Annotated in this window: 22 protein-coding genes; 16 read left to right on the top strand and 6 right to left on the bottom strand. The window is 38.9% G+C overall.

Annotated elements, in window-relative coordinates:
- Positions 1–49 precede the first annotated feature (49 nt).
- From EL17_RS18340 to EL17_RS18325, 4 genes are all read right to left on the bottom strand, one after another.
- Complete coding sequence (locus EL17_RS18340; RefSeq protein ID WP_035077309.1) at positions 50–1,393, bottom strand: M24 family metallopeptidase; 1,344 nt, start codon at positions 1,391–1,393, stop codon at positions 50–52.
- Positions 1,394–1,749: 356 nt separating this feature from the next.
- Positions 1,750–2,454: a tetratricopeptide repeat protein gene (locus EL17_RS18335; protein ID WP_035077307.1), complete on the bottom strand. Its 705-nt coding sequence runs from the start codon at positions 2,452–2,454 to the stop codon at positions 1,750–1,752.
- An 11-nt stretch (positions 2,455–2,465) separates the two neighbouring features.
- The gene (locus EL17_RS18330; protein WP_035077305.1) at positions 2,466–3,887 is read right to left on the bottom strand and encodes a CCA tRNA nucleotidyltransferase; all 1,422 of its coding nucleotides are present in this window, start codon (positions 3,885–3,887) and stop codon (positions 2,466–2,468) included.
- Positions 3,887–4,348, bottom strand: a complete 462-nt coding sequence (locus tag EL17_RS18325) for a hypothetical protein (RefSeq protein WP_035077761.1) — start codon at positions 4,346–4,348, stop codon at positions 3,887–3,889. Before EL17_RS18325 ends, EL17_RS18330 begins: the two co-directional genes overlap by 1 nt.
- A 198-nt stretch (positions 4,349–4,546) precedes the next feature.
- Between EL17_RS18325 and EL17_RS18320 the strand changes: the two genes are divergently transcribed.
- From EL17_RS18320 to lepB, 8 genes are all read left to right on the top strand, one after another.
- Positions 4,547–6,166, top strand: a complete 1,620-nt coding sequence (locus tag EL17_RS18320; protein WP_035077758.1) for a CTP synthase — start codon at positions 4,547–4,549, stop codon at positions 6,164–6,166.
- Positions 6,167–6,225: 59 nt separating this feature from the next.
- Entirely contained in the window at positions 6,226–8,046 is a 1,821-nt protein-coding gene (gene yidC / locus EL17_RS18315; RefSeq protein ID WP_035077303.1) for a membrane protein insertase YidC, read from the top strand.
- Positions 8,047–8,261: 215 nt separating this feature from the next.
- Entirely contained in the window at positions 8,262–8,942 is a 681-nt protein-coding gene (locus EL17_RS18310; protein ID WP_035077301.1) for a metal-dependent hydrolase, read from the top strand.
- 9 nt (positions 8,943–8,951) lie between these two features.
- The gene (locus tag EL17_RS18305; RefSeq protein WP_035077299.1) at positions 8,952–9,734 is read left to right on the top strand and encodes a ParA family protein; all 783 of its coding nucleotides are present in this window, start codon (positions 8,952–8,954) and stop codon (positions 9,732–9,734) included.
- Between the two features lie 3 nt (positions 9,735–9,737).
- Positions 9,738–10,655: a ParB/RepB/Spo0J family partition protein gene (locus EL17_RS18300; RefSeq protein ID WP_035077297.1), complete on the top strand. Its 918-nt coding sequence runs from the start codon at positions 9,738–9,740 to the stop codon at positions 10,653–10,655.
- A gap of 1 nt (position 10,656) precedes the next feature.
- Positions 10,657–11,298, top strand: a complete 642-nt coding sequence (locus EL17_RS18295) for a DUF5683 domain-containing protein (protein WP_316932675.1) — start codon at positions 10,657–10,659, stop codon at positions 11,296–11,298.
- Positions 11,299–11,302: 4 nt separating this feature from the next.
- Complete coding sequence (gene dapB / locus EL17_RS18290; protein WP_035077295.1) at positions 11,303–12,025, top strand: 4-hydroxy-tetrahydrodipicolinate reductase; 723 nt, start codon at positions 11,303–11,305, stop codon at positions 12,023–12,025.
- 15 nt (positions 12,026–12,040) lie between these two features.
- Positions 12,041–13,120: a signal peptidase I gene (gene lepB / locus EL17_RS18285; RefSeq protein WP_035077752.1), complete on the top strand. Its 1,080-nt coding sequence runs from the start codon at positions 12,041–12,043 to the stop codon at positions 13,118–13,120.
- A 33-nt stretch (positions 13,121–13,153) separates the two neighbouring features.
- On the opposite strand, the gene ung is transcribed toward lepB, so the two are convergent.
- Complete coding sequence (gene ung, locus EL17_RS18280) at positions 13,154–13,816, bottom strand: uracil-DNA glycosylase (RefSeq protein WP_035077293.1); 663 nt, start codon at positions 13,814–13,816, stop codon at positions 13,154–13,156.
- Positions 13,817–13,888: 72 nt separating this feature from the next.
- On the opposite strand from ung, the gene apaG reads away from it, so the two are divergent.
- Both apaG and EL17_RS18270 read left to right on the top strand, forming a co-directional pair.
- The gene (apaG, locus tag EL17_RS18275; RefSeq protein WP_035077291.1) at positions 13,889–14,275 is read left to right on the top strand and encodes a Co2+/Mg2+ efflux protein ApaG; all 387 of its coding nucleotides are present in this window, start codon (positions 13,889–13,891) and stop codon (positions 14,273–14,275) included.
- Positions 14,276–14,286: 11 nt separating this feature from the next.
- Positions 14,287–15,054, top strand: a complete 768-nt coding sequence (locus EL17_RS18270; RefSeq protein ID WP_051720128.1) for an O-methyltransferase — start codon at positions 14,287–14,289, stop codon at positions 15,052–15,054.
- Here the strand turns inward: EL17_RS18270 and EL17_RS18265 are convergent.
- Positions 15,041–15,631, bottom strand: coding sequence for a class I SAM-dependent methyltransferase (locus tag EL17_RS18265; protein WP_035077287.1), 591 nt, complete (start codon positions 15,629–15,631; stop codon positions 15,041–15,043). The genes EL17_RS18270 and EL17_RS18265 overlap by 14 nt on opposite strands.
- A 36-nt stretch (positions 15,632–15,667) precedes the next feature.
- On the opposite strand from EL17_RS18265, the gene EL17_RS18260 reads away from it, so the two are divergent.
- From EL17_RS18260 to priA, 6 genes are all read left to right on the top strand, one after another.
- Positions 15,668–16,588 (top strand): hypothetical protein, encoded by a 921-nt coding sequence (locus tag EL17_RS18260; protein WP_035077285.1) that lies wholly within the window; start codon positions 15,668–15,670, stop codon positions 16,586–16,588.
- Positions 16,589–16,780: 192 nt separating this feature from the next.
- Positions 16,781–17,152 (top strand): 30S ribosomal protein S6, encoded by a 372-nt coding sequence (gene rpsF / locus EL17_RS18255; protein ID WP_035077283.1) that lies wholly within the window; start codon positions 16,781–16,783, stop codon positions 17,150–17,152.
- Positions 17,149–17,400, top strand: coding sequence for a 30S ribosomal protein S18 (gene rpsR / locus EL17_RS18250; RefSeq protein ID WP_035077281.1), 252 nt, complete (start codon positions 17,149–17,151; stop codon positions 17,398–17,400). The genes rpsF and rpsR overlap by 4 nt, the downstream gene beginning before the upstream one ends.
- Before the next feature lie 38 nt (positions 17,401–17,438).
- The gene (gene rplI, locus EL17_RS18245; protein ID WP_035077279.1) at positions 17,439–17,882 is read left to right on the top strand and encodes a 50S ribosomal protein L9; all 444 of its coding nucleotides are present in this window, start codon (positions 17,439–17,441) and stop codon (positions 17,880–17,882) included.
- Between the two features lie 229 nt (positions 17,883–18,111).
- Positions 18,112–19,092, top strand: a complete 981-nt coding sequence (locus tag EL17_RS18240) for a GSCFA domain-containing protein (RefSeq protein ID WP_035077277.1) — start codon at positions 18,112–18,114, stop codon at positions 19,090–19,092.
- 144 nt (positions 19,093–19,236) lie between these two features.
- Positions 19,237–21,753: a replication restart helicase PriA gene (priA, locus tag EL17_RS18235; RefSeq protein ID WP_035077275.1), complete on the top strand. Its 2,517-nt coding sequence runs from the start codon at positions 19,237–19,239 to the stop codon at positions 21,751–21,753.
- The last annotated feature ends 42 nt before the right edge of the window (positions 21,754–21,795 follow it).

Genomic DNA, 21,795 nt, shown 5'->3' with positions numbered 1-21,795 from the left:
GCCATGTAATGACATATTATTTGCTCCATACTAAAATTCATTTTGGTAATTATTGTTTGATTGCATCCTTTATTAAAATCAATTCCTCCTGTGGATCTATAAGGTATGATGCACCATCTGCTGTCACTACAGCCATTTCCTCCACAGACATGGTCTTTTCTCTACCATCAGGCAATTTCCAGGCAAAAAATCCATCAAAGGCAAAAACCATCCCCGGTTTCAACTTTTTAAAGGATTCTGCTCTTGGTTTGGAATCTATCAGTTGTGCTCCGCCAAGACTTGGTCCCACATCATGTGCCACATATCCCACGGGATGCCCGGTACTCCACATCACGTACTCAGACCCTTTCTTTTTCATAAAATCCCGCTGGGCCTTATCTACATCATATCCAGTAACGCCAGGTCTCATGGCCGACAGTGCAATTCTGGAGCCCTGCTTGCTATTTTCCCAATACTGCTGTACAGAATCTGGTGCAACAACCTCACCGGGTCTCAGTACGTAAGCGAACCGTTGGATGTCAGTGACCCACATATCATACACCCTTATCCCAAAATCGATTTGGATGACATCACCTGGCATGATGATCTTATCGGTAGCATGGGAATGCCCCCGGTCGGGACCTGAGTTGACATTGGGATTCTGATCTGCTGCCCATCCATCCTTAAATCCGTATTCGGCTATTTTGTTTTTTAAAAACTTTGCTATATCTGCATCTGTACTTTTCCCAGGCCGTACTTGGGAGTACGCTTCATACTGCCAGTCTGAGGTCAGCTGAGCAGCTTTTTTCATTATATCTACTTCGGAAGGCAATTTAATGCTTAACCACTCATACAGAAGTTCATTGGAAGAGACAAATTTTGCAGCTTCAGAACCAAAAGCTTCTTCCATATTTTTTCTTTGAGTATAGCTTAACCCATCTGCCATTTCATTTTCCGATGAACTATTAACCGCTATCTTTGTAAACGGTCTGCTTTTCGCATATTCAGCAGCAGCACTTATAGCAGAATGCCCCCTCGGTATAGGGAGGACCTGATCATGTATATGGAGGTCTGCCAATGCTGTAGCCTCCCCTGCAGGGGAAAAAACTATGGAACCAAATTTTTCATCTTTAATGTAAAATAAAAACACTGCGGTCCCACCTGCATTTTCCCCGCCGATATGATGGGCGATGGGATCATTATTATTCTCCCGGCATACCACAATCCAAGCATCTACGCCTGCTGTTTTCATAGCCTCTGGCAATACCTTAGTGATTCTTTCCTTTCTGATATCTGGCCATGGATTATCTCCGGTAAATGGATTTTCTTGTCTGGCTACAGCTTGACCAGTAAGCATGACAAACATGATAAAAAAAACCAGGTTTCTTGGCAGTTGAAAAATATTCTTATTCATCGCTATATTATTGTTTTTTTGTTTTGATAACTTGTCCCGTACTCAAGGAGGGATAGCCTGTTCCGAATATGGCCCGGGAGTCAGCTTTGTGACGCACTTGTCCATACTTTAATCATCTGATGATATTAATGCATACAGATTATATGTAAAACAATATACTGGTTTATCTTTATATGCTGTTACAAATTGTATTGAAAATCTTTTTGAGGAAAAAATATTCTAATTGAAAATAAAAAGTTTTTAATTACCCAATTGTAAAAACAGACTTTCAAAAAGACTATACTTTATAAAAAACTTCTTGAAGACAAAAGAGGAATCCTAGGATTCCTCTTTTAAAAGTATCAATGAAGCTTAACCTATTGTAGGGAAGCTATATTCTCTTTTGCCACTTCAAAATTAGATTCCACAGCAAGAGCTTCATCAAAAGCCTTCTTAGCTTCTGTATTACTGCCCTGATCTTTATAAATAAGACCTTTTAAATTAAGGGCTGCTGCTCTCATAAGGATTTCTTGTTGTTCATTGTTTTTGGTAGGGAAAGCTAATTTCTCTTCGTCTGCCTTTTTGTTTTTTGCCAGCATGTTTACAGAGTTCAGTGCTTCCTCATACTTCTTTAAAGTATACTGAAGATAAGCTGACTTATACAAGCTGTAAACATCTCCTGACAATAAATATAGCGATTCGAAATGTCTTAATGACCTGTCCAAAGCGCCTAACTGCTCTAGGGAATATGCTGCTATTTCGAGGGCAGCTGTATTTTTACTGTTATTCTCCACTATATCCATGGCTATAAGTGCTGCAGAAGCATATTGCTCCATTTCAAAATAAAGCGTGGCCAGTAACTCGGCATACCTGGGATTGGTAGGATTTCTTTCAATAAGCTCGTATAATTTTACTTTGGCCACGTTGGTGTCATTGTACCTTAAAGCCATCTGATAAATTTTTTGATCCGATTCGTTCTTTATCTGCAGCGGATCCTTTGGTGCCGGTGTAGTGGCTTCCTGTGCCAGGAGATTAGTGCTGACCATAACCAGCACCAGGGCTAGAACTTTAATTTTATTCATAATATACTGGGTTAATTTTCTGATGGTTTTAATCCTTTTTTGGAAGCTAATTTATACATTAACTCAATAGCTTCCTCTTTATTGTTCTGTATTTCGCCTTCCAATATAGCTTCTTTTATTTCTTCTTTTAGTTCCCCGACGATTTTTGATGGATTTAATTTGAATATATCCATAATTTCCTCACCGGATATCGGAGGCTGGAAATTTCTCACATGGTCTTTTTCCTCTACATCCTGTATCTTCTGTTCCACTTTATCAAAATTGGCCAAAAAACGTTTTACCTTATTATTGTTTTTTGAGGTCACGTCCGCCCTACAAAGTTTCATCAGATCATCGATATCATCACCTGCTTCATACAATAATCGCCTTATGGCAGCATCTGTCACCTTATCATTTACCAGTGCTATAGGCCTAAGGTGCAGTCTTACCAATTTCTGGACATATTTTAACCTTTCATCCATGGGCAACTTCAGCCTTCTGAATATCCCGGGGGTCATCTTGGCACCTTTATCTTCATGACCATGAAATGTCCAGCCTACTTTATCATTGAATCTTTTGGTAGCTGGCTTAGCTATATCATGCATGATCGCTGCCCACCTCAGCCATAGGTCATCAGACATGTGTGACACATTATCAAGGACCTGAAGGGTGTGATAGAAATTGTCCTTATGTGACTTATCCCCTACCGAATCTACGCCCTGCAAATCTACCATTTCTGGAAAAAACTGGTGCAATAGCTTACTTACAAATAGCAATTTGAATCCATAGGAAGGTGTATGAGACTGAATGATCTTATTCAGTTCATCTATGATCCGCTCCCCTGATATGATTCTGAGCCTTTCGGCATTCCCCATAAGGCCCTCAAAAGTGGAAGGCTCTATGTCAAATTTAAGTTGGGCCGCAAATCTGACAGCCCTCATCATGCGCAATGGATCATCTGAAAAAGTAATGTCAGGATCTTTAGGGGTTCTAATGAGCTTTCGCTTAATATCTCTCAGTCCATCAAAAGGGTCAATTAGCTCACCATAATTATGCACATTGATGCCAATGGCCATTGCATTGATGGTGAAATCACGTCTGTCTTGGTCTTCTTTGAGTGTACCGTCTTCCACCAATGGTTTACGAGAATCCTCCCGGTAAGACTCTTTTCGTGCTCCTACAAATTCCAATTCGAAACCGTCTATGGTCAACATGGCAGTACCAAAATTTTTAAAAACAGATACCGGCACGTGGGTGTCAAAACTTTGAGCTACATGGCGGGCCAAGGCTATACCGCTTCCCACGCAGACAAAATCAATGTCTTTACTTTCTCTCTTTAAAATCAGGTCCCTTACATAACCTCCTACTACATAGGTATCCACACCAAGTTGGTCAGCACAGCTACCTACTTTTTTAAATATCTCTAAATGATCTAAATTAGCTTTAAAATTCATTAATCCAATATTTTCACATCTCCATCAGGTCCCAAATAGAGGCTTCTGTGTGCCATAGGAAAATTATCCTGCAATATATATTCGGAACCGTTATGCCTAGATTTCTGAAACACCAAAGGCTTTCCAAAATTGAACAACAGCGTATTCCAAAACCCTTTCTTAAGCATCAAAAATTTCACATTCCCTTCCGTAATAGGGCCACCTGGGAGAGCCCTGCCTGCTGGGGTATGAAATATAACGGGTTTTTCGGAAAATTCTACAATATCCAAAGCCACTTCGGAGAACTGTTCTGCTATACCTCTTATCTGAAACAAATCAAACAGGAGGAAAATGCCTTCTGCATCATCTTTTTCACTGCTCCACTTATGTGGAACGATAAGATCGAAAAGAAGGCCGTCTTTGTCTTTCAAAGTAATCCGCCCTTCATCAGTCAGTATTTTTGTAATTGTTTTGATTTCCACTGTTGCTATTTTCTGTTTAAAGTCCAAAAGTAAAACAGATTATTGACTGTACCTTATAATTTACGAGATTTACTAAAAATAGAAGCAGGCTATCCACCCCTACTATCCGAATATTAAATCTCTTTTGAGACATTTAATCCGGAAATTTACCTAATTTTGTATCCCATAAGAATTAAAACAAAATTTCCTCAGCTTCTTATGGCTTCATCTACCAAGTACATATTTATTACCGGAGGGGTAACTTCCTCATTAGGAAAAGGTATCATAGCTGCATCTCTGGCCAAACTCCTCCAGTCCCGTGGCTTCAACGTTACCATCCAAAAATTCGATCCTTACTTAAACATCGATCCAGGCACGCTCAATCCCTATGAGCATGGCGAGTGCTATGTCACAGAAGACGGAGCTGAAACGGATCTGGATTTGGGGCACTATGAAAGATTTTTGAATACCCCTACTTCCCAAAACAACAATGTAACCACGGGCAGGATTTATAACAATGTGATCACCAAAGAAAGAAAAGGTGAATACCTTGGGAAAACTGTACAGGTGATCCCCCATATCACAGATGAAATCAAAAACAATTTCTATAAATTAGGAGAAGATGGTAAATATGATGTAGTAATTACCGAGATAGGCGGATGCGTCGGTGATATTGAATCTTTACCTTTTATAGAAGCAGTAAGACAGGCCAAGTGGGATTTGGGGCCAAATAATTTTCTGGTAGTCCACCTCACCTTGATCCCTTACCTAGCCGCTGCCAAGGAATTAAAAACCAAACCTACCCAACATTCGGTAAAGCAATTACTAGAAGCAGGTATTCAGCCCGATATACTGGTATGCCGGTCAGAGCATCATCTTCCTCAGGACGTAAAGAAAAAAGTAGCACTTTTCTGTAACGTGCAGCTTAATTCGGTGATTGAAGCGCTGGATGCTGATACCATCTACGATGTACCCCTACTGATGAAAAAGGAAAAACTGGATGAAAGGGTGATGACCAAACTTAAACTGACCGCCAGGGGAAATACTGAATTAGAACACTGGAAGGAGTTTTTGGGTAAGCTCAAAAATCCGACACAGGAAATCAATATCGGTCTGATAGGCAAATATGTAAGTTTACCTGATGCTTATAAATCTATCATCGAAAGCTTTGTCCATGCCGGTGCAGCCACAGAATGTAAAGTCAATCTCAAACTCATCAGCTCTGAAGAAATTAACCCCGACAATGTAGGCAGAAAGCTGGAGGAGCTTCATGGAATCCTGGTGGCACCAGGATTTGGTGAAAGAGGGCTTGATGGTAAGATAGAAACAGTTAAATTTGCCCGGGAAAACCAAATCCCATTTTTGGGTATCTGTTTAGGTATGCAGGTCGCCGTTATAGAATTTGCCAAAAACGTCCTTCACCTCAAGGGCGCCAATAGTACAGAAATGGACCCTCAAACTCCTCATCCGGTCATAGCACTCATGGAAGAACAAAAAAATGTAGTAGAAATGGGAGGTACAATGAGGCTGGGCTCCTATCCCTGTGAAATAAAAAAAGGCACCAGGGCTAGTGCAGCTTACGGTAAGTCAAAGATCAATGAAAGACACAGGCACAGATATGAATTTAACAACCACTACTTGAAGCAATATGAAGAAAATGGTATGTTTGCCTCAGGTATCAACCCCGAAACCAAACTGGTAGAGATCATCGAAATCAAAGACCATCCATGGTTTGTAGCGGCACAGTTCCATCCAGAATACAAAAGTACGGTCTTGGGACCCCACCCACTGTTTGTGAGGTTTATCAAAGCTGCTATAGAAAATAAAGTTAAAATTTAAATCAATTAAGCAGACCAGGGATCTCTTTTAGATCTTCTGTTTGTAATAATCAGAGTAATATGGACAAAAATCAAGCGACAGGTTTAATCCTATTCGCAGCAGTCATTCTATTGTATTCGGTATTTTTTTCCAGTACACCAGAGCCAGTGACCCCAGAGGTACAGACCCCTACAGACACTGAAGTCGTAGATGCGAACAGGCCTGAACAACAGTCAGCCTCACAGGCAGTTCCACAAGAAGCAGACAGTTTAGCCCAAATCAGAAATCAGCGACAATTCGGAGCTTTTGCGGGGCTGATTACAGGAGAAGAAGAACCTATACAGCTGCAAAATGAGGAAATGGTCGTGACCTTCTCCAATAAAGGTGGTGAAATCAGATCAGTGGAACTAAAAAGACATTTAAGATGGGATCAGCAACCATTGATTCTAATGGACGAAGCCAGTTCATCTATCAACTATCAGGTGCAAACCAGACAGGGTCCTATAAGTTTGAACAATATCTACTTTGAACCCGCTATCAGGGAAGTCAGGGATACAGAAGCACCGGGTACAGAAGTGGTGTTTACCGCCAATACACCTGCTGGCACCTTAACCAGAACATACTTTCTGCCTTATGATAGCTATGTGCTGAACCAGAACATCAGTACATCTGCTGGCTCAGATCTCCTTACAGATAGAAATATCACCATCAACTGGGAAGATAATCTCATCAAACAGGAAGCAGATATAGAAGAGTCCAGGAGGAAGACCTATATGAACTTCTTCACGGCTGATGAAAGCTATGATTACCTGAGCACCACAGCTACTGCTGATGCTGAGCAGGTAAATCAACCGCTAAAATGGGTAGCTTTCAAGCAGCGTTTTTTCACTTCCGCCATCATTGCAGGACAGCAGTTCCAAAGTGGCAACTTGGCGCAGGAAATCCCTACAGACACCATGTCTGTCAAAAACATGTCTGCCACCCTGATCCTTAATTTAGACCAGGCAGGTACAGATATCTCCTATTTCTTTGGTCCCAATAATTATAACCTTTTAAGGAAAGTTACCCCTGGTTTTGATAAAAACGTGGAGATGGGTTACTGGTTTGTCAGCTGGGTAAACAAATACATTATCGTGAATCTTTTCCATTTTCTGGAAAGGTTTTTCACTAACTATGGTGTGATCATCATTTTGATCGTATTGATCATCAAACTATTCCTGTTTCCGCTGACGTACAAGTCATATGTGGGTATGGCTAAAATGAGGGTCATCAAACCAGAAATAGATGAGCTGAAAGAGAAATATAAGGATGATCCTACCAAGCAGCAGCAGGAGCAGATGAAGCTATTCGGCCAGTTGGGGGTTAGTCCCATCAGTGGTTGTCTTCCTATGTTGTTGCAGATGCCGTTCTTGTTTGCCATGTTCTTCTTCTTCCCAAACTCTATAGAATTAAGACAGGAATCGTTTTTATGGGCACATGATCTCTCTACCTATGATTCGGTGATCAACCTGCCATTTACTATCCCTTTCTATGGGAGCCACGTGTCCTTGTTCACTTTGCTGATGACCGTTTCACAGATTGTGTATACAAGGTTTAATAACCAGCTTACCGCTGCACAGGGACCAATGAAAAACCTGGGCTATATCATGCCGATAGGATTTATGTTTGTGCTGAACTCCTACCCTGCTGCATTAAGTTTTTATTACTTTGTGTCAAATATGGTGACATTTGGCCAGCAGGCCTTGATCAAGGCTTTTGTAGATGACTCTAAGATCAGAGCCAAAGTAGAAGAAAGCAAAAAGAAAAATGCCAATAAGAAAAAATCAAAGTTTCAGCAAAAATTGGAAGATGCTATGAAAAGTGCTGAAGCTCAAAAAAACACTCCGAAGAAAAAGAAATAAACCTTTTGTAGTACATAGAAAAGAGTAGTGGTTTTCAAGCACTACTCTTTTTTTGTTTCAGATAATTAACGGGAAATATTATGTAAAATATACCGTTAAACTCTTAAATTCCAGCCTGAAATCATATCCACATAGCGGTGTGGATAACAAACTGTTTCTAGTAAGGATTAAACTTATATCTTTGTAAGTATCCACAACCTAAAATACAAATAACGATGGAGGTAACATTCTTTGGACATTCCAGCTTTTTGGTCAATATCTCAGGTATAAATATTTTATTTGACCCATTCATTTCTCCCAATGATCAGGCAAAAAGTATTGATATTAGCACCATAGAGGCGGATTATATACTGGTGACACACGGTCATGAAGACCACGTGGCCGATGTGGTGAGCATAGCCAAGAGAACGGGAGCTATGGTGATTTCGAATTTTGAAGTGGTATCATGGTTTCAGAAACAGGGATTGGAAAATGTACATCCTATGAACCATGGGGGGAGTAAGGTTTTTGATTTTGGTAAAGTCAAATATGTGAACGCCATCCATAGCAGCACGATGCCGGACGGTTCTGCCGGGGGAAATCCCGGCGGATTTGTGGTCCAGACAGATGATAAAACATTTTATAATGCCGGAGATACCGCTTTAACTTATGACATGAAGTTAATAGGTGAAGCATTTACTATTGATTTTGCTTTTCTTCCTATAGGAGATAATTTCACCATGGATATTCATGATGCTATCAAAGCTGCTGATTTTGTGGGAACCGATAAATTTATAGGAATGCATTACGACACCTTTCCTTATATAAAGATAGAGGCAAGTGAAGCAAAAAAAGCAGCACTCGAAGCAGGAAAAGAATTGATAATGCTTAATATTGGGGAAAAAATTACCCTTTGATCGCAAATAATGGGAAAAGTTATTGCAATTGCCAACCAAAAAGGTGGGGTAGGTAAGACTACTACAGCCATGAACCTAGCGGCCAGTCTGGCAGTATTGGAATATAAAACGCTAGTAATAGACGCCGACCCTCAGGCCAATACCACTTCCGGGCTTGGTCAGGATCCAAAAGAAATAGAGACCAGCATATACGAATGTATGGTGGATGGGATTGATATCCATTCTATCATCATGCCCACCAGTACAGATTATCTGGACATGGTACCTTCCCATATAGATTTGGTGGGGGCTGAGGTGGAGATGATCAATCTGGAAAACAGAGAAGAAAAAATGAAGGAAGTAATAGCATCTATCAAAAATCTTTATGACTTTATTATCATAGACTGCTCCCCTTCTTTAGGACTTATTACTATCAACGCCCTTACAGCAGCAGACTCAGTCATTATACCCGTGCAGTGCGAATATTTTGCATTGGAGGGACTGGGTAAATTGCTTAATACTATTAAAATCATTCAGACTCGTCTCAATCCGGACCTGGGAATTGAGGGAATCTTATTGACAATGTATGATGTACGACTAAGGCTATCCAATCAGGTAGTAGAGGAAGTACGCATGCATTTCAAAGACATGGTGTTTCAGACCATTATACCAAGGAATGTAAGACTGAGTGAATCACCTAGTTTTGGCATACCGGTGGTAGCATTTGATGCAGAAGGAAAAGGTGCTATAGCTTATCTGAATCTAGCAAGCGAAATAGCGGAGAAAAATAACGTAGTAAAAGTAAACGGATAGTATATGGCTAATAATAACCCTATAAAAAAGAAGAGTGCATTAGGCAGAGGATTGGGTGCATTATTAGAAGACAGTCCAAAAAAAGTCAGAACTACAGAAGCACTAACCCCTCCCCCATCTGCCAGTATTAATGAAATACTGTTGGAGGATATACAGGTAAATCCTTTTCAGCCAAGGATTCATTTTGATAAGGAGGCATTGGAAGAACTCTCTGAATCCATAAAGGTGCAAGGGATCATACAGCCCATTACCGTCAGGAGATTGGGGGACAGTGAATATCAGCTCATATCTGGAGAAAGGAGATTTCAGGCATCCAAAATGGCTGGATTTACTAAAATCCCCGCCTATATCAGAACGGCGAATGATCAGCAAATGCTGGAAATGGCGCTGATAGAAAATATTCAAAGGGAAAATCTGAATGCACTGGAGATAGCCCAGTCCTATCAGAGATTACTGACCGAATGTGATCTTAAGCAGGAGCAGCTCGGAGACCGTGTAGGCAAAAACAGGACCACGGTAAATAACTACCTACGCCTACTCAAGCTGCCGCCCGATATACAGGCTGGCATCCGAGACCAAAAGATATCCATGGGACATGCACGTGCCCTCATCAATGTAGAAGACGTGGATAAACAGTTGGCCATTTTTAAGAAAACGGTAGAAGAAGAACTAAGTGTACGTAAGGTAGAAGCGCTGGTAAAGGAACTAAACAATGAACCTGAGGAAAAACCTCAAGCTTCCCAGAGTAGCTTAGATCCCCTGAAAAAATATGAAATCGGTAAACTACAACAGAAACTAGCCTCCCATTTTGGCTCAAAGGTAATGCTGAAGGCTGATCATAAGGATAAAGGCGAAATTAAGATCCCATTCAGGTCTGCCGATGACCTTAACAGGATTTTAGAAATTCTTGAAATTATATAAAGTGATAAAGAACTTAGGTATATACTTAAGCGGTAAAACCTTACAGGCAATAGTTTTTTCAAAAGCTATTGCTGTTTTTGTTTTAATATTTATAATATCAGCGGATGGATATGGGCAGGTAACCACTGATACTACTGCCAGAGGTGTAACATTGGAATCTCCGGATGCTAATAGGATAAAACTGGATCCATCTGCAGCTAAAGACCCTACCAGGGCAGCATTACTATCTGCTATATTACCTGGAGCAGGTCAAGTGTATAATAACAAGATGTGGAAAGTCCCCATTATCTATGGTGGTATTATCACCAATGTATATTTTCTGGATTTTAACAGCCGGAGATATCTGCTTTTCAGGGATGCTTTACAGATAGCCCGTAACCCTGATGACCCCCGTCAAAATCCATTTCCAAACCTGAATGAAGATGGTATTATAAGAAATGTGAATTATTGGAGGAGGAACAGGGATTTAAATTATATGGTATTTGGGATAATTTATGCTATCAATATCGTAGATTCGCTCGTCGATGCACATCTGTCAGGATTTGATATCAGTGATGATCTGAGTCTGGATATCAGACCTTCATATGAAAATATGTACGCAGGGTCAAGTTTAATAGGTTTATCAGTAAAATTAAAGTTTTAAAAAAGTGAACATATTGATTTTGGGATATGGTAAAATGGGTAAAATCATCTCTGCAATAGCAGAAGAACGAGGCCATACTATCATAGGAAAGATTACAGAAGAAAACATCAGTGATTTGGATGCTTTGGATGGCACCACCATAGATGTAGCCATAGAGTTCAGTCAGCCGGAAGCGGCCATTTCTAACATAACATGGGCCCTAGAGCAAGGCATACCAGTGGTAAGTGGTACCACCGGATGGCTGGATAAAAAACCGGATATTGAACGACTTGCCTTATCTAAAGGTGGGACATTCTTCTATGCCTCCAACTTTAGTATCGGGGTAAATATATTCTTTAAAATCAACCGATATCTAGCCAAACTCATGGATGAACAGCCCAGCTATAAGGTAAGTATGGAAGAAGTTCACCACACCGAAAAGAAAGATGCTCCCAGCGGAACAGCCATTACGCTGGCTGAGGACATCATCAATAAAGTCAGCAGGGCCAAGCGTTGGAATCTGGACACTGACCCGATCGATAATGAACACAATATTCTCATCAGTTCAAAGCGAATAAACGAAGTACCCGGTACCCACACCGTTACTTACCAGTCTGATATAGATGATATTGAGATCAAACATACTGCTCATAACCGAAAAGGATTCGCACTTGGTGCAGTTTTGGTAGCCGAATGGATCAAAGACCGGAAAGGTTTATTAACCATGAATGATTTTTTATCTTTTTAAATTATGAAAGTGAAAATGTCGAGAGAAAAAAAGAAAAAATCACCTACCCGTGAATGGGTAGATGCATTGGTTTTTGCCGTAATTGCCGCTAGTTTAATCCGATGGTTGTTTTTAGAGCCATTTACCATACCTACTGCATCGATGGAAAAATCCCTATTGGTAGGGGATTTTCTTTTTGTGAGCAAAATGCACTATGGTACTAGGACCCCACGTACCATCATACAGATGCCCTTGACGCATCAAACTATTTGGGGAACCAATATCCCTTCCTACTCTGAGGCAGTAAAGTTGCCTTACTTTAGATTACCAGGATTTACCTCAGTGAAAAGAAATGACGTCGTTGTGTTTAATTATCCTGTAGAGTTTGAACATCCATCGGACCTGAAGACCAATTATATCAAAAGAGCGGTGGCCATACCCGGTGATGTACTCGAAATCAGAAACACCCAGATCTATATCAACGGAGCACCGGCTGAAAACCCTGCCAATATGCAGTTTGCCTATGAATTAATGACTGCACGTAGATTAAGCATGGAATTTTTTCAGCAATATGACATCAACCCTGAGAGTGTATATCCATTTTCAGACGGTTCAGGATACATGATTTCAACTACACCAGCCACAGCTACTCAGCTCTCAGGCGTAAACGGAATCACAGGAGTAAACCTGCGGTCCTATAAAGAAGGGATGGGTGAACCTGATATTATGCCTGACGGTGCCTATTATAGTTGGAACAGGGACAATTTTGGTCCTTTGGAAATACCTGGCAAGGGATGGACCATAGATCTTACAGATGAAGACAATGTTAGAAAATATGCATTTACAATAGAAAGATTCGAAGGACATAAAGATATTAAAATAGAAGCCAATCAAATATACATAGAAGGAAGGCTGATAGAATCATATACTTTTAATCAGGACTATTTCTTCATGATGGGAGACAATAGACATGACTCCCTTGACTCCCGATATTGGGGTTTTGTACCTGAAGACCATATCGTGGGAAAAGCTTGGTTCCTCTGGCTATCTCTGGACAAACATAGGAATATGTTTAATAAAATCAGGTGGAGAAGATTTTTCAATCCAATAAATTAACCAAAAAGCCCGGCCGATAGCCGGGCTTTTTGGTTACCATTTTATAGGTGCGTTACCAAGGTGGACCAGATATTCATTTGCACTGGAAAAATGGCCGGAACCTATAAAACCCCTATAGGCTGAAAGTGGGCTTGGATGAGGTCCTTTTAAAATAAGGTGTTTATTTGGGTTTATAAGTTTTGTTTTTTTCTGTGCATATGATCCCCACAGCATAAATACCACCCCTTCTCTATGATAACTGATGGCTTTTATCACCTCATCTGTAAAAACTTCCCACCCTTTGTTCTGATGAGAACCCGCTTCACCTTTCCTTACCGTCAGGGTAGCGTTCAATAACAACACCCCCTGCTCAGCCCACTTTACCAGGTTCCCTGATTCAGCCATAGGTTGGCCAAAATCTCTTTGTATTTCTTTAAATATATTTCGGAGAGAAGGAGGCAATTTCACTCCCTCAGGTACTGAGAAACTTAGGCCATGTGCCTGGCCAGGGCCATGGTAAGGGTCCTGGCCCAGTATCACTACTTTAGTATGTTCCAAAGGAGATTTATTAAAGGCTTCAAATATATTTTCCTTTAACGGATAAATGGTTTTATTTTTGTATTCATCCTCGATGAATGCCATTAATGAAATAAAATATGGTTTTTGGAATTCTTCGCTTAAGGTTGTTTTCCACTTTTCATTTAATAATAAATCCATTTTTCTTTTACTATATTGGGATTAAAATAAGAATGCCTGAATTTCGTATAATTTATACCTAGAAACAAAAAAATGGCTACCGCAATCACAGAAGGGATAAAAGTAAGTATCAATGCAAATTACCAGCAGGATTTCTCCAGCCCGCATCAGCACCATTATGTTTTCACTTATAAGGTATTGATAGAAAATGACAGCAAATCCACCATTCAGCTGCTCAGCCGTAAATGGGAAATATTTGATGCAGGAGAATTATTAAAAACAGTCGAAGGTGATGGAGTGGTGGGCAACCAGCCTATTCTCGAGCCAGGTCAGACACACTCTTATGTTTCGGGCTGCAACCTAAAATCAGGGCTCGGCAAGATGCGGGGAAGTTACTTTATGGAAAGACTCATAGATGGAAAAAGGATTGAAGTTCAAATACCTGAATTTCAATTAATAGCCGCCATTTTCAATAATTAATTAGCATAGAATTGCACGATTTAATACAGTACATCAAATATTTTTTTTTAAAAGAAGACCGCCATTCCATACAATCTCCTCTAGCCTATAAAATCTATGACGGATTACTGGCACATAAAAAACACAAAAAAAATCCCGAGATAGAAACCATTAGAAAAAAATTTTTAATGGATAACCGCATCCTACCTATGCACGATCTGGGGGCTGGCAGCAAAAAAACCTCTACTAAATCCAACAGAACCTTAAAAAAGGTGGCTAAGTATAGCAATTCCCCGAAAAAGTTTAACCTGCTTTACCAATATTTCCTTAGCATCACCCCATCTATTTACTGTGTAGAACTGGGCACTGGAGTTGGTCTTAATGCAGCATACCTTTCAGCCTATACTACCGGCAGGTTAATTACGATCGAGGGAGATCCTACCCTATATGATATTTCATCTGGACATCTCAAACAGCTGAAAAATGTATCCTCCCGATTGGGGGATATAGATATTTTGCTCCCTCAACTGATTAAAGAATTACCACATATCGATTTCATCTTAATAGATGCCAACCATACTTATGATGCTACTATGGCTTATTTCCACATGTTGATCCCCAGAATGGGTGCTGACAGTATCATTATCATAGGAGACATATATTGGTCTCCCGAGATGACCAAAGCTTGGAAAGAAATAATGGCCCATCCGCTTATCACGTTAAGCTTTGATTTCTATGAATGCGGGGTTTTATTCTTTAAGCCCAATATAAGTAGAGCGCATTATATCATGGATTATTGATCAATTTGATGAATAATTCCCTACCCTGTCTAGGTGGAATGGAATTGAAACAGGGGTCCATAATTCCTATAGTAAAGTCGCTTTTAAATAATGAATGGTATTCGTCTTTAGTACCTCCAAATGGTGGACCCTGTTTATTAAAATATGTATCAAAAAGCAAACCCACTAATTTCCCTTTAGGGAATAAAATATCTTTCATTTTTTTTACGTAATTTTTGCGCATAGAAGGATTTAATGAGCAAAAAAAAGTTTGTTCCAATACTAGATCGTATTTTAAATGATGAAGAAAAAAATCTTCTAGATGAATCTGTTCTTTTGGAAAATTGGGATATTCCTTGATAAAATTATCTAATGGAACAGGTGAAAAATCCAAAATATGAACATTTTCAAATCCATTATGAAATGCATATGCGGCCTCATGTCCATTACCCGCTCCAGGGACCAGTATCTTAACCGACTTATCCTTTAATTGGTCTAGATATTGCTTTATCGGCAAAGTGATAGATCCAGCATCCCATCCTGTATCGTGTTGAAGGTATCTTTCTGTCCAATAAATAGAATTTAATGAATTTCGCATCAATAATTATCTAATTTTAGAGTTATATATTTCACTATGAATAACGACAATCTTTCTGACAAAAGCCATAATAAAGAAAAAGGCAAAAATATACTTATTATCGTCTTGATTATATTGGTAATTGTAAGTGGTATAAAACTTTACACCGATCATCAGGATAAAGAAAAAAAAGCAGAAGAGATCATCATCCTTTCAGAAGAAAACAATGATCTTAATTTGAGAATTGACTCAGTGACTTATCAGCTTACCCTAAGGATAGAGGAAATAGAGCACCTGGGTGGAAACATTGACTCACTGGTACAGCTTAGGGAGCAATTAATAACTGAGCGAAATACAGACAGAAAAAGATCCGCCACCGAAATAGCAAACCTTAACCGTAAGATAGATGGTTATGCCAACCTGCTCCGAGAAAAGGACGAAGACATCCTAAAACTTAGAGAACAAAACCAACAGCTTTATTCTGAAAATAAGGAACTTAAAACCACCAAGGCACAAATAGAAGAAGAAGTAGCAAAACTTAACATCAAACAGCAAGAATTGACTGAAAAAGTAACAGTAGCTGAAAGACTTAAAGCAGAAAATATAAAAGTGGCAGCTATCAATTCGAGAGGAAGAGAAAGAGAAGATAATTTCCGAAACAGGCAACTGGATAAACTTAAGATATCCTTTAACCTTTCCGAAAACAGTTTGGCTCCAGCTGGGACCAAAGATATATTTGTACAGGTGATCGCTCCTAATAATCAGGTAATCTTTGATATAGCAAGGGGATCAGGTACTTTTGATCTGAATGGTAAAGAGGAATTTTATACAGCCAAACAAGACATATTATTTAATAATACCCGTCAGCAGCTCACCTATTTTTATGAAAAAGGTACTGACTATACTTCAGGATTATATAAAGTGCGTATTTTTGCTGATGGCTTTCAGATAGGAAACAAGGAATTTGAAGTGAAGTAAGGCATTATAGTCGATAGGAGCTTTTGTTTCCATAAAATCATATGAATATATTCGCAAGATAAATTCGGCCACTGCCCTTATATTAATATAACTTCACGGATTGACATATTTATCTATCAAAGTTTTGATAAAGCCAAATAAAGCTCTAATTTTGCGGTCTGTTTAAAAAATATTAATTAAACGAATAAACAAATGTTCCAAAAAAGTTATGAAACGGTATTCATATTAACTCCCGTTTTGTCTGATGTTCAGATGAAGGATACCGTAGACAAGTTCGTGAACTTGTTAAAAGAAGAGGGGGCAGAAATAGTAAATGTTGAAAATTGGGGTCTTAAGAGAATGTCTTACCCAATTCAGAAAAAAAGCACCGGCTTTTACATCATGGTAGAATACAATGCTCCTACGACTTTGATCAAGCGATTTGAGCTTGAGTTCAGAAGAGACGAGAAAGTATTGCGTTTCTTGACCACCGTTTTAGACAAGCACGCAAAAGTGTACGCTGAAAGAAGAAGAAAAGGTGAATTTAACAAAAAATCTGAAGTTAAGGAGGAAGCTGCGAAATGACACTTAAGAACGAACCAATCAACAGAGTAGAGAATAGAAAAAAATACTGCCGGTTTAAAAAACTAGGTATCAAGTATATAGATTACAAAGATCCTAACTTCTTATTGAAGTTTGTAAATGAGCAAGGTAAAATTCTTCCTAGAAGACTAACCGGTAACTCGGCAAAATTCCAGAGAAAAGTAGCTGTTGCTATTAAAAAGGCTAGACATTTGGCTCTATTGCCATATGTAACTGACGGATTGAAGTAATCAGTTCTGTTCTATTCAACATTTAAAAATTTACAACAATGGAAGTTATCTTAAAAACAGATATAAAAGGACTTGGTTATAAGAACGACCTGGTATCTGTAAAGCCTGGATATGGTAGGAACTACCTAATTCCACAAGGTTTTGCGCTACTGGCCACCAATTCCAATAAAAGAATCCTTGAGGAAAATATCAAGCAGGCTTCTCATAAAGCTGAAAAAATTAAAACTGAAGCTGAAAATCTAGCTGCACAACTTGAAAAAGTAACCTTAGAAGTAAAAGCTAAAATCGGTGAATCAGGTAAAATCTTCGGTAAAGTTACCACACTTCAAATTTCAGATGCACTTGCTGCTAAAGGAATCGATATTGACAGAAAAAAAATATCTATCAATACTTCAGTTACCGGAGCAGGTGAATATGAAGCTGAGGTAGATCTTCACAGAGAAGTAAAAACCAATGTAAAATTTGAAGTTGTGGCTGAGTAATCAGCAACTTTAAAAAATATCAAAAAGCCGAGAACATAGTTCTTGGCTTTTTTTATGTTCTTGACCTAATGATCATCTATAAATAGTTTTTTGGCCAAATTTAATCTTACAGCCCCATAAGCATCGGAGTTTCTCATTGTCGAAGATTGTCCCCATGCCTGAATTCATCTATTCATATTTTGCTAAAAATCTGTTCCATTACGTATCTTTAGATATCTAATTTCACGGAATGAATTTAAGGACTACATTTAATATACCCCCATCACTTAATCAGATCAGTCACCATTCAAAAATAATGGCAATGGGATCCTGTTTTGCCACTATGCTGGGAAAGCGGCTGGAAGATAGGAAGTATGATGTACTGATCAACCCGTTTGGGACCATCTTTAATCCTGTATCGCTGTTTACTCTCCTTGAAGATACTATCCGGAGAACATCTCCCAATATAGACCGTAGCATATTTTATCAAGACAGATACCTGCACTACAATTACCATTCTAGCTTATCAGCGGCTACCCAAGGGGAGTTAATATCTGATTTAGAAAATATTCATCTGTCTACAAACAGCTATCTTAAGAAAATTTCACACCTCTTTATCACCCTAGGTACAGCTTACGCTTACCAGCACAATTACACAGAGCAGCTAGTTGCCAACTGTCATAAGCAACCTGCAGCACTTTTCACTAAACGGCTATTGAGCTTGGAAGAAATGAAGTTATCATTTGAAAGCTTATATCATCACCTGATAGATATAAATCCAGAAATCAATATCATCTTCACAGTAAGCCCGGTAAGACATACTAAAGACGGAATACCTGATAATCATCTAAGCAAAAGCCTCTTGAGGGTATTGGCAGCCCTATTGGTAGAGCAAAGCGAAAACGTTCATTATTTCCCAAGTTATGAACTCATGATGGATGACCTAAGGGATTACAGGTTTTACAAAGAGGACTTAATCCATCCAACTGAACAGGCGGAAAATTATATATATGCAAGATTTGCAGATACATATATATCAGATAAATACAAGGAGCTTGATGAAAAAATCCTTAAATTACGTAAGTCTATTGAACACAAACCATTTAATTCTAAATCTGCTGCACATCAAAAGTTTTTGAACAAATTATTAATCAATATAAAAGAAATGCCGGACTATTTGAATTTTGATGCTGAACTAGCAAAGATAAAAAAGCAAATCAGAGAAGCTTAACCATACTTTATCAAAGCAATTTGCTAAAGTATCTTTACATCAAATAGATTTTATACGAATCAGCTATTTCATATAGTGAAAAGTAAACCAACCTTTACATTTTTTCTAAGATTGCATAACCTACTATAAAAGAGCTCTATTAAATTGGAAGACTTATTTGGAAACCCTATTGACGACAAAACCAGCATCCCGATTTTTGCGGATGTGATTTTACCTGTTCCTATTCCCTGGATGTTTACCTATATGGTGCCACGGGAAATGGAACCTATAATTGGAATAGGATTTAGGGTGATCGTCCAGTTCGGAACAAGAAAAATACTCACAGGCATAGTGGGTAAAATCCATCAAAAACCTCCCAAAGAATACGATGCAAAACCACTATTAGAACTATTGGATAACCAACCTATGGTAAATCCACTTCAGATCAAGTTTTGGCATTGGATAGCGGATTACTATTGCTGTCATATAGGAGAGGTGATGAATGCCGCACTGCCCAGTGGCATGAAACTAAACAGTGAAAGCCGGCTACAACTAAATCCTACTTTCCAGGATTCAGGAAGTGACTATCCTATAGATGAACGTGAAAAAATCATACTTGACCACTTAGAAACCGAGGGAGAGTTAACTTTTGAAGCATGTGGCAAAATACTAGAACTAAAATCTGCCCACCACATCATCAAAAGCTTGGTAGCAAAAGAAATGGTTTTGGTTTATGAGCAGCTAAAAGAAAAATTTACTCCTAAAATTGAGAACAGGATAAGACTGTCTGCCCTGTTTGTGTCAGATAAATCTGCATTGGAGGCTTTATTTGCAAAATTAGAATCTAAGCCAAAACAAGAGGAAATAATATTAAAATACCTACAGCAAGTTCCGGTATATAAAGATGAGAAAATAAACCATGAAGGATTAGATAAAAAATTATTGACAGAAAGCGGTATTTCTGTCAATTCATTAAGAACTCTTATAAAAAATGGAATCTTTGAAGAATTTACCAAAATTATAAGCAGGTTTGAAAACTTGCCTACAAACCCTGATACCTTATCATTATCGCCTGTTCAGGAAGAAGCTTTGAATCAAATTAAAGAAGCCTACAAAGAGAAACAAACTGTTCTTCTACATGGAATAACAGGTAGTGGCAAAACATCGCTTTATATTAAGCTGGTTCAAGAGGTCATGGATAGTGGCTCACAAGTATTGCTTTTATTGCCGGAAATAGCACTTACTACCCAAATGGTAAACCGCCTCACAAAAGTATTTGGAAATAAAATGGGCGTATTTCATTCTAAATATTCGGACAATGAGCGAGTAGAAGTTTGGCAGGGAGTGATCCAGGGAAGATTTCAGTTTGTAGTAGGTGTAAGATCAGCCGTATTTCTACCATTTGACAGTCTGGGACTGATCATCATTGATGAAGAGCATGAAACGAGCTATAAACAGCATGACCCAGCCCCCAGGTACCATGCCAGGGATACTGCTATCATGCTGGCTTATCTGCACCAATCCAAGGTACTTTTGGGCAGTGCCACTCCATCCTTTGAATCATATTATAATGCCAGACAAAAAAAATATGGGCTGGTAGAATTGAATCTGAGATATGGCGAAGCACAGCTACCTCATTTCCATATGGCAGATATCCTAGCGGACAAGAAGAAAAACTTACTAAAATTAGACACCACACGGCTGCTTAGGGAGAAAATACAGGAAGCTTTAAATAATCAGGAGCAGGTATTGATCTTTCAAAACAGAAGAGGATATGCTCCCTATATAAACTGTGAAGACTGTTCTTGGGTACTTGAATGTGACCACTGTGACGTAAGCCTTACCTACCATCAATTTGGTGAAGAAATGCGCTGCCACTACTGCGGGTTCAAACAGAAAGTACCTACCTCCTGTCCTGCCTGCGGCAGTAATAATCTAGTTACAGTAGGCCAAGGAACAGAAAAAATAGAAGAAAATTTAGCTATGCTGTTTCCTGAAGCCCGTATAGCCAGAATGGATCTGGATACTACCAGAAGTAAATATGGGTATCAAAACCTTCTCGAAAACTTCAGTGCAGGCAATGTGGACATATTGGTAGGCACACAGATGATCACAAAAGGACTGGATTTTGGAAATGTAACAGTGGTAGGGATCGTAGATGCTGACAGGCTGCTTTACTTTCCTGATTTTAGATCAGGAGAGCGTGCCTTTCAGCAGATCACTCAAGTAGCGGGAAGAGCTGGAAGAAGACAAAAAACCGGGAATGTCATCATTCAAAGCAGAAAACCAGATCACCCTATTTATCAGTCAATTCTGTCAGGTGACTACAGGAATTTTTACCTGCAGGAAATGGGGGAAAGACAACAATTTTTCTACCCACCCTTAGTTAAAAATATAAAAATAACATCCAAGCACAAGGAATTTAAAACAGCTGAAACGGCAGCTCTTCATTTGAAAAACTTATTGCAGGCCATTCCAGTTAAAAAAATTATTTTAGGTCCAGAAAAAGGATTAATAGGTAAGATTAAAAACCAATATATTTTTGAGCTTCTTATAAAGCTGGATAAAAATGGTCAGGCGCCTCCTATTTTTAAAGAACACCTCAAACTAGTATTAGAAGAACTTGCCGCTGCCAAAGCATTTAAATCTGTCAGGTTTATTATAGATGTAGATCCAGTATGATTTATATCATATAACTGGATAAAATCATGCTATGATAAAACT

This window comes from Anditalea andensis (genome assembly GCF_000714815.1).
GTDB lineage: Bacteria > Bacteroidota > Bacteroidia > Cytophagales > Cyclobacteriaceae > Anditalea > Anditalea andensis.
The sequence above is the reverse complement of the archived record's forward strand: the minus strand, read 5'-3'. Positions and strand labels throughout refer to the sequence as shown.